The 14,151-nt window shown below is 55.0% G+C and carries 11 protein-coding genes and 1 riboswitch; of the genes, 6 read left to right on the top strand and 5 right to left on the bottom strand.

From position 1 onward, the window contains the following. Positions 1-177: 177 nt before the first annotated feature. Positions 178-510 (top strand): helix-turn-helix domain-containing protein, encoded by a 333-nt coding sequence (locus F1381_RS14855; protein ID WP_246188040.1) that lies wholly within the window; start codon positions 178-180, stop codon positions 508-510. A gap of 105 nt (positions 511-615) precedes the next feature. Here F1381_RS14855 and F1381_RS14850 read toward each other — a convergent pair whose 3' ends face one another. Then, positions 616-768 (bottom strand): anti-repressor SinI family protein, encoded by a 153-nt coding sequence (locus F1381_RS14850; protein ID WP_246188039.1) that lies wholly within the window; start codon positions 766-768, stop codon positions 616-618. A gap of 28 nt (positions 769-796) precedes the next feature. Further along, a riboswitch (cyclic di-GMP riboswitch) is annotated at positions 797-881 on the bottom strand. 518 nt (positions 882-1,399) lie between these two features. Here F1381_RS14850 and F1381_RS14845 point away from each other — a divergent pair. Beyond that, complete coding sequence (locus F1381_RS14845; protein ID WP_151735630.1) at positions 1,400-4,267, top strand: 2-oxoglutarate dehydrogenase E1 component; 2,868 nt, start codon at positions 1,400-1,402, stop codon at positions 4,265-4,267. 53 nt (positions 4,268-4,320) lie between these two features. After that, positions 4,321-5,697, top strand: coding sequence for a 2-oxoglutarate dehydrogenase complex dihydrolipoyllysine-residue succinyltransferase (odhB, locus tag F1381_RS14840; protein ID WP_151735629.1), 1,377 nt, complete (start codon positions 4,321-4,323; stop codon positions 5,695-5,697). Positions 5,698-7,066: 1,369 nt separating this feature from the next. On the opposite strand, the gene F1381_RS29085 is transcribed toward odhB, so the two are convergent. The 4 genes from F1381_RS29085 to F1381_RS14825 all read right to left on the bottom strand — a co-directional run bounded on the left by F1381_RS29085 (position 7,067) and on the right by F1381_RS14825 (position 11,184). Continuing rightward, entirely contained in the window at positions 7,067-7,192 is a 126-nt protein-coding gene (locus F1381_RS29085; RefSeq protein WP_281349919.1) for a hypothetical protein, read from the bottom strand. 242 nt (positions 7,193-7,434) lie between these two features. Continuing rightward, on the bottom strand, positions 7,435-8,676 hold the full coding sequence (locus tag F1381_RS14835) for an L-lactate MFS transporter (RefSeq protein ID WP_151735628.1): 1,242 nt from the start codon (positions 8,674-8,676) through the stop codon (positions 7,435-7,437). 121 nt (positions 8,677-8,797) lie between these two features. Next, a complete protein-coding gene (locus F1381_RS14830) occupies positions 8,798-9,523 on the bottom strand; it encodes a LytR/AlgR family response regulator transcription factor (protein ID WP_151735627.1) in 726 nt (241 codons plus the stop codon). Beyond that, complete coding sequence (locus F1381_RS14825; RefSeq protein WP_187355367.1) at positions 9,520-11,184, bottom strand: sensor histidine kinase; 1,665 nt, start codon at positions 11,182-11,184, stop codon at positions 9,520-9,522. The genes F1381_RS14830 and F1381_RS14825 overlap by 4 nt, the downstream gene beginning before the upstream one ends. Positions 11,185-11,459: 275 nt before the next feature. On the opposite strand from F1381_RS14825, the gene F1381_RS14820 reads away from it, so the two are divergent. From F1381_RS14820 to F1381_RS14810, 3 genes are all read left to right on the top strand, one after another. Beyond that, positions 11,460-11,999, top strand: a complete 540-nt coding sequence (locus tag F1381_RS14820; RefSeq protein WP_246188051.1) for a nucleotidyltransferase family protein — start codon at positions 11,460-11,462, stop codon at positions 11,997-11,999. A gap of 305 nt (positions 12,000-12,304) precedes the next feature. Then, positions 12,305-12,907, top strand: coding sequence for a hypothetical protein (locus F1381_RS14815; RefSeq protein ID WP_151735625.1), 603 nt, complete (start codon positions 12,305-12,307; stop codon positions 12,905-12,907). Positions 12,908-12,941: 34 nt separating this feature from the next. After that, a complete protein-coding gene (locus tag F1381_RS14810) occupies positions 12,942-14,066 on the top strand; it encodes a hypothetical protein (protein ID WP_151735624.1) in 1,125 nt (374 codons plus the stop codon). The last annotated feature ends 85 nt before the right edge of the window (positions 14,067-14,151 follow it).

Below are 14,151 nucleotides of genomic sequence, written 5' to 3'. Positions count from 1 at the left end.
CCGCATAGATAAGCAGCATATTCTGATTCCGCCAGTCGGGTCAGAACGTGCTGCTTTTTCTCTCTCTCCCGATAACCTTTTCCGTTCAGATGATATTTGCTATACTAGCAAGCAGAAAGTGTTTCTTGGATTTTCAAAGAATATTTGCAGAGGGGCGTCGTAATCGTGCCACAGAATATGGGAAGTCGCATCCACCAGCTTCGCCAGGAGAAGGGTCTGTCCCTGTCCGAATTGGCGGATAAGGCCGATGTGGCCAAATCATACCTAAGCAATGTGGAAAGAAATATTCAGTCCAACCCCTCTATTCAATTTATTGAAAAAATCGCGGACGCACTGCAGGTATCCATACATGCTCTGCTGTATGGGGAAGCCGAGGAAGCGGATGAATCGGCTTTGGACGGAGAATGGTTTCGGCTGGTGCAGGAAGCAATGGCCTCGGGCGTCAGCAAGCGTGAGTTTAAGGAATTTCTGGATTATCAAAAATGGCGGCTTGAGCAAAAGGACGAATAACCCTTTACTTGTCCGCATGCCGGGTCATACAGAAAAGGACACAGCGGAGCCCGCTGTGTCCTTTTCTGTATGTAACCAAGCCTTTTCCCCAAGAGTCCAAGTAAACTACATCGCCTGCAACGCCTTGCCGTTTAAGAATTCGCGGATATCCTCGGCCTTGATGCCCATCTTCTTGGCCGCCATAAGCAGATACACCCATTCCCGGTCCAAATCTGCTAACCGCAATTCTCCGTTATTCCCCTGGTTGGACTGTTTCAAGAAATCTCCTCCTAAGATTTTTGCGTCCCCAGGCAGTCCGGCCGTCGTAGTATTGCTACATTAGACCCGAGACTTTGTGCCCCTGCCTTTCGGCAGGTTTACCCTTTACTGGATCCTTCACATGAAAGGATCTGGCTAAAACCGTTGTAACCGTTATCGCAAGTACATTGTATAGCATTTTGACTGAGAAGTGTGTCGTTTTATGGAATTATATTATAATAAGTATAAGAGAACAATCTCTTATTTTGACGCCCGTTTGTATTTATTGGACGAATCTTGTGAAGCACAGGTCTTTAACATCAGGAGTATGTATGAAACAGGGCTTAATACCTGAAAGTATAGAAATTATTACCCATTTTTTTAACTAAATAATCAAGCTTTCCGAAATTGGACCTTATAAAAAAGTTTTAAACGGACTAGACTTTGCAATAAATAAAAATTATGGTGTTTATGCATGAATTAAGCCCTGAATCATACCGTTTTGCGAACGGATTGCACGAAAGTATGAATTGATTACGCTCCCCGAAAGTTGCACAATAGATGTGAAATGAAACCGTAACCATTATAGCTCCACCAAACGCCGGCAGCCTGGCCTGCGATTGTGGAGACCATCCGTTGGGAGGATGCATTCATGGCAGCCAAAGAGCCCTATCACGACTCTGTCTGGAGCAAGTATTACGGCCCCAATCTGGGCTATATTCAGGAACAATACGAGCAATTCATTGAAGATTCTTCATCCGTTGAAGAGCACTTTCGCGACCTGTTCACACGCTACGGCCCTCCGCCGCTTACCGCAGAGAGTGAACCGGTGTCCCGCCCGGCGGTTCCCGTCAGTGCTGACCTGCTGAAGAAAGCTGTCCGCGCCTCCAAGCTGATCGCCAACATCCGCATACACGGCCACCGGGCGGCGAATATCGATCCGCTGCGCCGCGCGGAGAACCCGATGGCCAAATGGCTGGAATACGAAACCTATGACCTGACCCGCGAGGATCTCATGGCAATGCCGGCCTCGCTCATTTGGGAGAACGCCCCGGAAGGCGTCCTTACAGCCTGGGATGCCGTTCACCGGATGCGTCAAGCGTATACACAAAGCATTGCCTACGAATTCGGACATGTTCACGACGAACAGGAGCTGGTGTGGCTGAACAAGCAGGCGGAATCGAATACCTTCCCTGCTGCGCTGACCGCCTCCGAGCGCAAGGAGCTGCTGAACCGCCTGATCCAGGTCGAGCAGTTCGAGACCTTCCTGCACAAGACCTTCGTCGGCCAGAAGCGCTTCAGCCTCGAAGGAAACGATGCGCTCGTTCCGATGCTGGATGAAATCGTCCGCAATGCCGCACATGACGGCGCCGAGCATATTCTCATGGGCATGGCCCACCGCGGCCGCCTGAACGTGCTGGCCCACATTCTCGGCAAGCCTTATGATATTATTTTCTCAGAATTCCACCATTCTCCGAACAAGGAGCTGTTCCCGTCCGAAGGCTCGATGGGTGTTACTTACGGCTGGAGCGGAGATGTAAAATACCATCTGGGCGCCGACCGCGCGGTGCGCGAAGGCGAGACGGTGCGTACCCGCATTACACTGGCCAACAATCCGAGCCACCTGGAGTTCGTCAATCCTGTAGTCGAGGGCTTCGCCCGCGCTGCCCAGGAGGACCGGAGTAGTCCGGGTCTGCCGAAGCTGGATACCAGCAAAGCCATGGCTGTGCTGATGCACGGCGATGCGGCCTTCCCGGGTGAAGGCATTGTTGCCGAAACGCTGAATATCAGTAAACTGAAGGGCTACCAGAACGGCGGCACGGTGCACATTATCGTCAACAACCGGATCGGCTTCACGACGGAAAGCGAAGATTCCCGCTCGACCCACTATGCCAGCGACCTGGCCAAGGGCTACGAAATTCCGATCGTGCACGTCAACGCAGATGATCCTGAGGCCTGCATCGCCGCCGTCCGCCTGGCCAGCGCCTACCGCAGCCTGTTCAAGAAGGATTTTCTGATTGACCTTATCGGCTACCGCCGGCACGGGCATAACGAGATGGACGATCCGGAAACAACCCAGCCGTTGATATACAGCAAGGTGCGGAACCATCCTACCGTCTACCGGATCTACGCCGAGCGCCTGCAGCGCGAGAGACTGGTCACAGCCGAAGAGGTTCAGCGCATGTACGCCGATGCGGAGCGCGTGCTTCAGGAGGCCTATGATGCCATGAAATCAGGCAAGAAGAAGAACGGCGAATCGAAGACCGCTGTCGCCCTGGAACAGGAATCGTCTGCCGGCTATTCCACTGCTGTTCCCCTGGCGGCGCTGCAGGAAATCAACCGCGAGCTGCTGACAGTGCCGGAGGACTTCAAGGTATATCCGAAGCTGGAGCGGATTCTGCAGCGGCGCAAGGATGCGCTGCAGGACGGCGAGCGTGTGGACTGGGCCTTGGCCGAGACACTGGCCTTCGCTACGATTCTGAGGGACGGCACACCGATACGGCTCAGCGGCCAGGATTCACAGCGCGGCACCTTTGCCCACCGCCACCTCGTTCTGCATGACAGCGAGAACGGAAAGCTGTTCTCGCCGCTGCATCAGCTGAGCTCCTCCCGCGCATCCTTCGGCGTATACAACAGCCCGCTGTCCGAAGCCTCTGTGCTCGGTTACGAGTACGGCTATAACGTGTTTGCACCGGAGACGCTGGTGCTCTGGGAAGCGCAATACGGCGACTTCGCTAACGCCGCCCAGGTCATCTTCGACCAGTTCATCTCGGCCGGACGGGCGAAGTGGACACAACGCAGCAATCTGGTTGTCCTTCTGCCGCATGGTTACGAAGGCCAGGGGCCGGAGCACTCCAGCGGCAGACTGGAGCGTTATCTGCAGCTGTCCGCCGAAGAGAACTGGACGGTTGCGAACCTGTCTACCGCAGCGCAGTACTTCCATCTGCTCCGCCGCCAGGCGGCGCTGTGCGGCAGCGCCGAGGCCCGGCCGCTGGTGATCATGGCGCCTAAGAGCCTGATCCGTAACCCGCGCAGCACCTCCACCGGCGCCGAGCTGGCCGCCGGAAGCTTCCAGCCGGTGCTGCCGGAGCCGCTGCTGGGAAGCAAGCCCGGCGAAGTGAAGCGGCTGATTATCTGCAGCGGCAAGGTCGCCGTCGATCTGCAGGCAGAGCTTGAAGGCGCAAAGGGCCAGGATTTCTCATGGCTGCATATTCTCCGCCTGGAGCAGCTGTATCCGTTCCCGGAACGCGAGCTGGCGGCGCAGCTGAACATGCTGCGCTCCCTGCAGGAGATCGTCTGGGTCCAGGAGGAACCGAAGAATATGGGCGGCTGGAGCTATGCCGAGCCCCGGCTGCGCGCCATCGCCCCGCAGAACGCCAAAGTGCAATATATCGGCCGTCCGGAGCGTTCCAGTCCGGCCAGCGGATATGCCGACGTGCACAGCTTTGAGCAGCGGCGCATTGTTACGGAAGCCCTGAAGATGAACTCGCAAGTACAAGCGGCTGTACCGTCCTCTTGACGGGGACGGTGTCATGATAACGTAAACCATTATGTTTGGGGAGGTAACGGCCTGTGTCCGAAATTAAAGTACCCGACTTGGGCGAATCGATTTCCGAAGGAACGATCTACAAATGGCTGGTGCAGGAGGGCGACACGGTCGGCCAGGGCGATGTGCTTGCCGAGCTTGAGACCGACAAAGTGAACCTGGAGATCAGCGCGGAGGAGGACGGCGTCATCTCCTCCATTCTGCGCCAGGCCGGGGAGAATGTGGCCGTCGGCGAGACGATCGGCATTATCGGCGCGGCCGACGGCAGCGCTGCTGCTGGTGCAGGCAGCAGCGCCGGAGCCGCTGGCGGAGCTGCGGGTGCTGGCAGCAGCGCCGGGGCCGGTGGCGCAGCTGCCGGGGCTGGCAGCAATGCCGGAGCCGCTGGCGCAGCTGCCGGGGCTGGCAGTAATGCCGGAGCCGCTGGCGCTGCCGCTGCCAGCAATGCTGGGGCCGCCGCGCCGGAGGCGGCGGCTGCAGGCAATGCGGCCCTGGCTTCGCCGGGGGCGCGCAAGCTGGCGCGGGAGCGGGGCATTGACCTCGCCGAGGTCAGCCCCCGCGACCCCATCGGCCGGATTGCCCAGGCCGATGTGACGGGCCACGGCGCGGCGGCTCCGCAAGCCGCGCCATCAGCGCCGGCGGCGAGCGCAGCGCCGGCGCCGCCGAAGCCTGCGGCGGCGTCTGCGCCGCAGGGCGGGGACGGCAAGGCCGTGGAGCGCAAGCGCATGTCGCGCCGACGGCTGACGATCGCCAGCCGGCTCGTCGAAGCGCAGCAGACCGCGGCCATGCTGACCACCTTCAACGAGGTGGACATGACCGCCATCCTCGACATCCGCAAGCGCCGCAAGGATGGCTTCAAGGAGAAGCACGACGTCAGCCTCGGCTTCATGTCCTTCTTCACCAAGGCCGTCATCGGCGCGCTCAAGGCCTACCCGCTGCTGAACGCCGAGATCGACGGCGAAGACCTCGTCATCAAGAAATACTATGACATCGGCATCGCCGTGGCCGCCAGGGAAGGTCTGGTCGTGCCGGTCGTCCGCGACGCCGACCGGCTCAGCTTCCCGGAGATCGAGCGGCAGATCGGCGAACTGGCTGGCAAGGCCCGCGCCAACACGCTCAGCCTGCAGGAGCTGCAGGGCGGCACTTTCACAATCACCAACGGCGGCGTGTTCGGCTCCCTGCTCTCCACACCGATCCTGAATACACCGCAAGTCGGCATTCTCGGCATGCACAAGATCCAGCTTCGCCCGATCGCCCTCGACGAAGAACGGACCGTCAACCGGCCGATGATGTACATCGCGCTGTCTTACGACCACCGCATTGTCGACGGCTCGGAAGCGGTCAGCTTCCTGGTCAAGGTCAAGGAGCTGCTGGAAGACCCGGAAGCGCTGCTGCTGGAAGGCTAAGCTTTTTATCTCCAGCGCTGCCCTTGAATGGTCAGCCCCTCATATATATAACGTTAGCTCTCCGGGCAACTGCAGCGGAGAGCTTTTTTTGCCCGTTGCCTGTTCGTTGCCTGTTCGTTGCCTGTTCGTTGCCTGTTCGCTGCCTGTTCGTTGCCTGTTCGCTGCCCGGTTGGTTGTTCAGACGCCGTGTTGTGCGGTTACCCTTTCACGCACTTGTCCACCCCCGCTATTGTTCTCGCAACCACGTTCAAGCACCCATTACTACAGCCTCCTCTGCTCCGGTACCCCATTGCTCTGGTACCCTCCGCTCCCGTACCAGCTACTCCGGCAACCACTCCTCCAGTACCCTCTGCTCCGGTACCCCATTGCTCTGGTACCCTCCGCTCCCGTACCAGCTACTCCGGCAACCACTCCTCCAGTACCCGATTGTCCGCAGTCCAATGGTACGTTTGTGCTGTTGCCCGCTTGTCCCACCGGATGCAGCCAGATTGCATTTTATACAACAGAATGGAGAGTTGCAGCCCCGATTGAGGATTCTATTGCAGTTTGTACAGCAGAAACCGCAGGCCAGGCCGAGAAATGACCTGTTTCCAAGATTCTGTTGTACGGAATACAATAGATTGGCCTGTTGATCCGATAATCAGCCATTCTATTGCACAAAGTACATTAGATGTACATTCCGCATGCCGTATACCGCCTCCAGATCAGATGGCGCAAGGCAGCATCAACTTTTTCGAAACTCCCTGAGCTTCAGAAATATTTCATTCCCCATGCACCCAAACGCATCCATCCATCCATCCATCTATCCATCCTTCCTGCATGAATGATCGCCTAGTCTTCCACCAACCTTCTGCAGGAGACCCAGCTACATGCTTCAAAATAAATTAGATCGATTATTGCACACTAATTTTGCCATTTTTACGGATTTTAGCAATCTAATTCGATTATCGCCACTTAATCAAGTAAATCCTAGCATTGCATTACACTTTCGCCCATATTAAGTGGCGATTATCCATTTAGTTTGGTGATTATCTTCACACAGTCAAAATTAGATGGCGATTTTCCAATTAGATAGAGTTGATTACCTCCTGCTGCGTCCTGTTTCCTACCGCACTGCCGTTAATCATCAAGAAATCCGGGGGCACCAACGGCCGGAAGTCCAGAACATCACCGGAGGCACTTCCCGGCCCTCCCCCGGATATTCGCTGCCACCCGCCAGTAGCACTTCCCGGCCCTCCCTCGGATATTCGCTGCCACCCGCAGAATCCACCCTCCAGCCTTACCCAAGGTATTCGCTGTCACCCGCCAGTAGCGCTTCCCGGCCCTCCCTCGGATATTCGCTGCCACCCGCAGAATCCACCCTCCAGCCTTACCCCAGGTATTCGCTGCCACCCGCCAGTAGCACTTCCCGGCCCTCCCCCGGGTATTCGCTGTCACCCGCCGAAGCCACCCTCCAGCCCTCCCCCAGGTATTCGCTGCCACCCGCCAGTAGCACTTCCCGGCCCTCCCCCGGGTATTCGCTGTCACCCGCCAGTAGCACTTTCCCGGCCCCGCCCCGGAATTGGCTGCCACTGGCAGCAGACAACTTCCGGCCTTACCCGGAAAGCCCGGCAACTCCCCCGACACAATCCGCAGGTTGGTTTCCACGCAAAAGCGGTTACCGCCTCTTGAAAGGCCGGTAACCGCTTCTGCTTCTCTGTAGTCTTCAGCTTACTTTTAAGCCGACAAATATATTGGTTAAGCCGTGCCGCCATAAGGCTTCAGGCTCATTCCCTTGGCTGCGGCGTCCTTGCCGCTGACATGCGGCTTCAACGATACCGCTATGATGCCGGACAGGATGCACAGGGCCCCGATGACGATAAACGTAGGCTTGAAGCCGCCCAGCATCGCGGCGATGAAGGAGGCGGACAGCGCTCCGAGGCCGAAGCCCTGATAGACCACGCCGTAATTCTTGCTGTGATGCTTCAGTCCGAAGTAGTCCCCGACAATCGCCGGGAAGACCGTGATATTGCCCCCGAAGCAAAACGCGATGACGGCGACACACGTGAAGAACAGCCCGTAGCTCAAGGTGGCAAAGCTGAGCGTCAGCGTAGCAATGGCGGTCACCATAAGCGTCGTACCGACCAGCTTTATCCGGCTGACCTTGTCGGACAATGCCCCGAGTACCAGCCGGCCCGCTGTGTTAAAGATGGCAATCATCGCGACGGCATTGGCGGCTGCGGCGGCATCCAGTCCGGCCAGCTGCATGCCGATATCCTTGACGATGCCGATCAGATACAGTCCGCTCATGCAGGCGGCGAAGAAGATGACGAACAGCAGGTAGGCTTCCTTGGTGCGGAGCATTTCTTTTACTGTAAAGTCACGGACGGCGGCAGGAGCTTTACCGGCGGTGGCCATCTGCTGCGGCTGCGGAGCCTCGCGGACAAGCAGCGAGCCGAGCACAATCATCACGGTCACGATCAAGCCCCAGTAGAGGAAGGCGGCCGAGACGCCAGCGTTTTCAATCAGGCTGCCGTTGATGTAGCGGAAAACCAGGCTTCCCGTACCGTAAGCGCCGACCGACACGCCCGAGATGAGACCTTTATGCCGCGGAAACCACTTGATCAGATTGGACAAGGACGTAATGTACGCCGTACCGTCGGCATAACCCACGACCAGCCCGGCCAGCAGATAGAACATGGGGAGGGAACCGGCCTGGGAGCTGAGAATAAGTCCGAGTCCGAGCAGGACGCCTGCCGATGCGGTCAGCCTGCGGAGTCCGAACCGTTCCTGCAGCCTCCCGGCGAACAAGGTGGCGAAGGCCAAAGCGAAGCTGGTAATGGAAAAAGTAATGGAGACGGAGCTCAGCTCCCAGCCGAATTTGCTGACCAGCGGGGCGTTGAACAGGCTCCATGTATAAATTGTACCGAGGCCCATTTGCATCAGGACCGTGCCAAGCACGATCATCCAGCGCTTATTGCCGGGTGTAGTCGTTTTCATTGTACAACCCTTCTTTCTCTCAGGTAGGTCTGCAAGCATCTTTGCAACCCCAGTATAGCGAAAAAGCGTTTTCCTGAGAGAAATCCGGCACGAGATGATATTTTCAGGGAATGAAATGCCTTTATAGCTGCATGATCTGCCTGAATTCCTTCACCTTGCTGCGGCTGACCGGCACCTCATCATCCACATCGCTGAGGCGCAGCAGATACGTATTGTTGAACCAGGGGATGATCTCCTTGACCTTCGACAGGTTGACGATATAAGAGCGGTGACAGCGAAAAAAACGCTCCGGCGTCAGACGGGCATGGAATTCGCTGATGCTTGCCGCCACACTGTACTCCCCATCCTTGGTAATTACGCTGGTCGTCTTTTCCTGGGCTGATGCATAGCGGATATCGTCCGCATCCACAACAATGATCTTCTCGTCCTTCCACAAATTCACTTTGTTGCTGACCCGGGCCTGCCCCTCCTCCAGCCGCCCGCGCTGGGCGAAGGCAGCCTCAAGCTTTTGCAGCATCGCTTTGATCCGCGATTCACTGTAAGGCTTCAGAATATAATCGAACGCCTCAATCTCGAACGCTTCGGCTGCATGCTCCTTGTAAGCCGTTGTGAAGATAATGTAAGGCTTCACCGAGAAGCGGCTTATATTTTGCGCCAGTAGCACCCCATCAATGGATGGAATGTTAATGTCCAGAAAAATCGCATCGACCTCCTCCGCCTGCAGGAACTTCAGCGCATCCAGACCGTCCTCAAACTCGGCCACAATATTCACGGAGCTGTGTTCTCCGATCAGAAAGGCAAGCTCCTGCCGCGCCAGCACTTCATCTTCCACTATAATTGCTCTCATCGCTGCTCCTTTGTCACGTCAAAGTAAATGTCCGTCCCCGGATCAAGCCGGGTGATCACCAGCCCTGTGCCATAGATCAGCTTCACCCGCTGATGCACATTGAACAGTCCGATCTTATTTTCCGGCATGCCGCCGCTGTATACCCGGGTAATCATCTCCTCCCGGATGCCCGTGCCGGTGTCGGTAATGCCGATGCGCACTTGGTCCCCGAGGTCCTTGACCGAGATCGTTACCGTTCCTTTGCCCTTCACCTTCAGGATGCCATGGACAATGGCATTCTCTACCAGAGGCTGAATGATCAGGCTCGGGATACGCACCTCCACCTCGTCGATATCATAGAGTACCTCCAGCCGCCCGCCGAAGCGCGCTTTTTCAATCTCGACATATTGCTGCACCTGCTGCAGCTCGCGCCGGAGGTCAATGAAGTCGTCCGTCAGCTCCAGATTGTAGCGCATATAGCCGGACAGGTTGACGATCAGCTCGCGCGCTTTGCCCGGGTCAATACGGATCGAGGAAGCAATGGCATTCAGCGCATTGAACAGAAAATGGGGATTGATGCTCGTCTGCAGTGCCTTCAGCTCCGCCTTGTTGGCCATCTCCTTCATATCCTCCACCCGGGAGATTTCCATCAAGGTCGAGATCATCTGCGACAGCCCGAGCGCAAGCGCCTGCAGGGAATCGGTAATTTTGTGCGCCTTGGTGTAATAAATTTTCAGCGAGCCGGTCACCTCCCCCTTTTCCTTAAACGGGATAATGATCAGGGAGCGGATGCCCCGGTTCATATATTCGGTATCGTTGTCCCGGATCGTGATTTCACCGCTGCGGATCGTCTTCTTGGTCTCCTCGCTGATGATTTCGCTGGCAGGCTCTGTATAGTATTCCGCACCCACGCCGACATAAGCACGGATATAGCGCGTGTCCGTAATCGCTACGGCATCCGCCCCGATCTCCTCCTTGATAATGCGGCAGATCGTCTGCAGCGCACCCGGATTGATATGCCGGAAGTAAGGCAGCGTTTTATTCGCGATGTCGAGTGCCAGCTTGGACTGCACCGCCGCAATCCGTTCCTTCTCCCCTTCCACGCTCTGGATGAGCAGTACAATCAGACCGACACAGACCTGGCCGACGATCATCGGAAAAGCAATCTTCGTTACGATATCCACGCCCAGAACGGGCGGATCAGCCATTACGAGAATCAGCAGCATCGTCAGCGCCTCACAGCCCATCCCCGCCAGAATACCGTTGATCCAGCGCCGCTCCGGCTGCGCCTTGCGGTAAATGATGGACGAGACGATGCCTGCGGCGATGCTGGTAATCAGGCAGGGCACCGAGGTGACCCCGCCGATATCGATCAGGAAGCGGTGAATGCCGGAGATGACTCCGGTTACCAGTCCAACCCACGGGCCGAACAGAATACCGCCCGCCATAATGGCGATAATGCGCACATTGACCAGGGAGCCTTCCACGTTAATACCGGTGTACGTTCCGAAGATCGCGAACAGGCTGAAAATTCCTGACAGCAACACGCGCTCCTGCACCGTATAGCTGCTTTTGTTAAACGTCTCCCGGAACCGCGGCAGCCGCGTCAGCACGAACAGGCTCATGAACAGCAGCGCCGCCCGCTCCAGCAGCTGCAGCAGGATCGTTAAATTCATTTGCATTGCCTTCCAAGCCTCCTCTGTGCATCCATTATAGTTCCGGCGGCTTTCCGGAAGCAACGGATGCGGCGCTGCCCGACCGGACAGGATGCCAAGTCGTTGCCGCAAGGAGCATGGGACATCCGCCACCAAAAAGTTATCCCCGGATCAAGCCGGCTGTGCGATAATGGACAGGTGATTATTGGTAAATTGTTATGGAAACGGAGCTGAGATGGTTGACTATACATCGGATACATAATGAAGAAGACCTGCTGCAGGCCGTGCGGGAGGATGCGTGGATGATGGAGATTCTGGCAGCGGCCGGGGCGCTGCAATTGCCGGACTGGTGGGTATGTGCCGGGTTTGTACGGGCCAAGGTGTGGGATGTGCAGCACGGCTTTTCAGAACGCACCCCTCTGCCTGATATCGATGTCATTTACTTCGACCCCGGCGATATCCGCGAGGAGACGGAGAAGCGCTGGGAGGAACGCCTGCGGGCGGCCGCCCCATCCATTCCCTGGTCGGTCAAGAACCAGGCCAGAATGCATACCGTCAATGATGTGGCCCCCTATACCTCTTCTACAGACGGCATGTCCAAATTCCCTGAAACGGCAACCGCCCTCGGCTTGTCTCTGGACTCCAGCGGACAGCTTGTGCTGGCAGCTCCGCACGGGGCCAAGGATTGCATCGAAATACGGGTAAGCCCGACGCCCGTAGTCCTGGCAAGCCGGAAGATGCATCCGGTCTATGAAATGCGTGTCGCCAAGAAAAACTGGCCGGCCATTTGGCCGCAGTTGAAAGTGATCCCTATTTCCGGCTCTTCTGCCGACAATATCTGACTCTTGCGGGTGGATCTCTCCACCCGCGAAATCCAACTAACACACGGGTTAGCTTTACTCTAAATGACAGTGTCAGCTTACAAATGAACATCGGCAAAAAATGACTTTTAAATTTCACAAACTCGCTGCAACTAACCCCTTTTTCGACAAAATACTGCTAAACCTCTCATTTTATATTTTACCCCTCTGTCTTATACTTTGTATTGCTCCCTAATAACAAGACTTGATTTGAGGTGAGAATGCCGGCTGCTGATCCATGTGAGAAGTTCAATGCCTATTTTAGCCACCAGGAAGGATGAACCCATTTGATTGAATTGATGAACCAAGCGATGGAGAGGTATGATGATGCTTTCTTCAAAATTGATAAAGTCGAGCAAACAGAGAATGATCTTTCTGTTACTTTATCTTTGTATAAGGATGTGCGCGGGATAACTGCCGGAAGATACCATCAATGGCTGATTACCTGCAGAGGTGTACAGGAGAGCAGCCTCAATCTCCAAAATACATTTTTTTATGTGAAGCAGCTCCAGGATCATCCGGTATTGTTTAAATACCACAAGCCTTTCTTTATGATTGAGGGTCCCATACAGGCTTACAAAAATTCATCCGTTTATGGTAAACTGCTGATCGAATTGCAAACGTTTGCGCAAAACTACGGTTCGAGCGCGTTCGCCGCTGAATTTCTGCCTGACCTGGAAACCTACACCGACGAGTGGGTCTACCTCACCAATGGCCCTCAAGAGATCCTGGATATCTACACCCAGGTATTTGAGACCGAATCAATGAAGGTGACCGCCTCCCCTTATGGATGCTTCTACAGCGATACCGGGCAGGAGCAGATTCTGTTATTCGGCCCGTCACATTACGTTGTAGCAGAGAGATTCGAAGTAAATCTATTGGAACTGTAACAGCAACAATAACACTAAGAACAGGAGATTTCGCATGCTTAAGAGAAGAGCAGTTCAAATTGTATCCGGCGTGTTAGCGTTTATCTTCTTCTTCAACCTCAGTTTTACGACATTTGCCGAAGGGACGGCAGGCGGTGCCGATTCCGGAGTTCCGCTTAACATTGAATATCCGGCGGGGTTTAAATTTTTCGCACCGGAAGAGGGCTTCAGCGCGGATCTGGAGGAAAGTGTACCTTCAGCTGCAGAAATCGATCTCCAGAACAAGGAGATATATAACAGCCTGTCCCCGGAGGCACAGAATGTCTTTGTAAACTACATAGCCGAACAGGATAGCGAACTGTCAGCTTATCAAGAGGGAACTATTGCCCCCGGAAGCCTCTCAGGATACGTATCCAGCGACTATTCTGTATCCGCTTCCATAACTGCTGCACTGGATGTTCTTTCCGTCTCCCTCAAGAAGCTTAAGATCCCCAAGTTAGCCCGTTACGCCTTTATGGCCATCGGATCTTCTATGGCGGTGGCGAGCGCCGACGGACCGCTTCCCGTAGGAGATATTATTGCTGTAGTCATCGATATAGGTGCGTCCATTGTCATTAGCTACTATTGGAATGATATTAAGGCTCAATGGCCCGGAATTGTCGATGCATTTAAGAAAGCATTTGTCAGCTTCTCCTCAGCAATCACAGGAGCCTTTGGTGATATTAAGCTGCAGGTGGAAACCGGCAAAATACTTAAAAAGCTTAATAAATGGAAAAAAGCTTCCCGCACTCTTGCACATGTGTCTGCCACCGTTATCGCAAGTTGCATCGGAAAAAAAGATCCTTTAGAAATGTATAGTTCTTCTGAACATAATGATTTAATGTTTATCTATAAATTTGAGCCTAACCAAACCGGAGCAATCTCGAATACGCTCGACAAATATAATGAATTCAGTTATGTTACCAAGCAATTGGGAGGGCGCTATCTGATCGTACTCTATGATCTTAACCGCAACGTCCTATACCACGCCCATGTCAGGCAAACCAAAGACCTGGCGAAAGACAGGGAAAAAATGCGCTATCAGAAACAATTAAACATTAGGATTCTGCCTTCGCCAGGCAGGGATGACCGGTATCTGAATAATAAAATTGAGATCAATGTAGGCACCACAACACAATAACAAGACTTCAAAGGTTTATATAATGGTCAAGAAAGGAATCCGGTATGCACATTAGACGAATAGGCATAGTTATTCTTGCACTTTT

This window comes from Paenibacillus tengchongensis (genome assembly GCF_008973665.1).
Lineage (GTDB): Bacteria > Bacillota > Bacilli > Paenibacillales > Paenibacillaceae > Paenibacillus_AQ > Paenibacillus_AQ tengchongensis.
This window is presented reverse-complemented; position numbering and strand designations above follow the sequence as displayed.

What these genes read in the sequence shown, in the direction of transcription:
- F1381_RS14825 (WP_187355367.1), bottom strand. Translation starts at nt 11,184, where the DNA reads ATGCAAATGAATTTAACGATCCTGCTGCAGCTGCTGGAGCGGGCGGCG.
- F1381_RS14810 (WP_151735624.1), top strand. Translation starts at nt 12,942, where the DNA reads ATGCTTAAGAGAAGAGCAGTTCAAATTGTATCCGGCGTGTTAGCGTTT.
- F1381_RS14845 (WP_151735630.1), top strand. Translation starts at nt 1,400, where the DNA reads ATGGCAGCCAAAGAGCCCTATCACGACTCTGTCTGGAGCAAGTATTAC.
- F1381_RS14855 (WP_246188040.1), top strand. Translation starts at nt 178, where the DNA reads ATGGGAAGTCGCATCCACCAGCTTCGCCAGGAGAAGGGTCTGTCCCTG.
- F1381_RS14835 (WP_151735628.1), bottom strand. Translation starts at nt 8,676, where the DNA reads ATGAAAACGACTACACCCGGCAATAAGCGCTGGATGATCGTGCTTGGC.
- F1381_RS14820 (WP_246188051.1), top strand. Translation starts at nt 11,460, where the DNA reads ATGATGGAGATTCTGGCAGCGGCCGGGGCGCTGCAATTGCCGGACTGG.
- F1381_RS14830 (WP_151735627.1), bottom strand. Translation starts at nt 9,523, where the DNA reads ATGAGAGCAATTATAGTGGAAGATGAAGTGCTGGCGCGGCAGGAGCTT.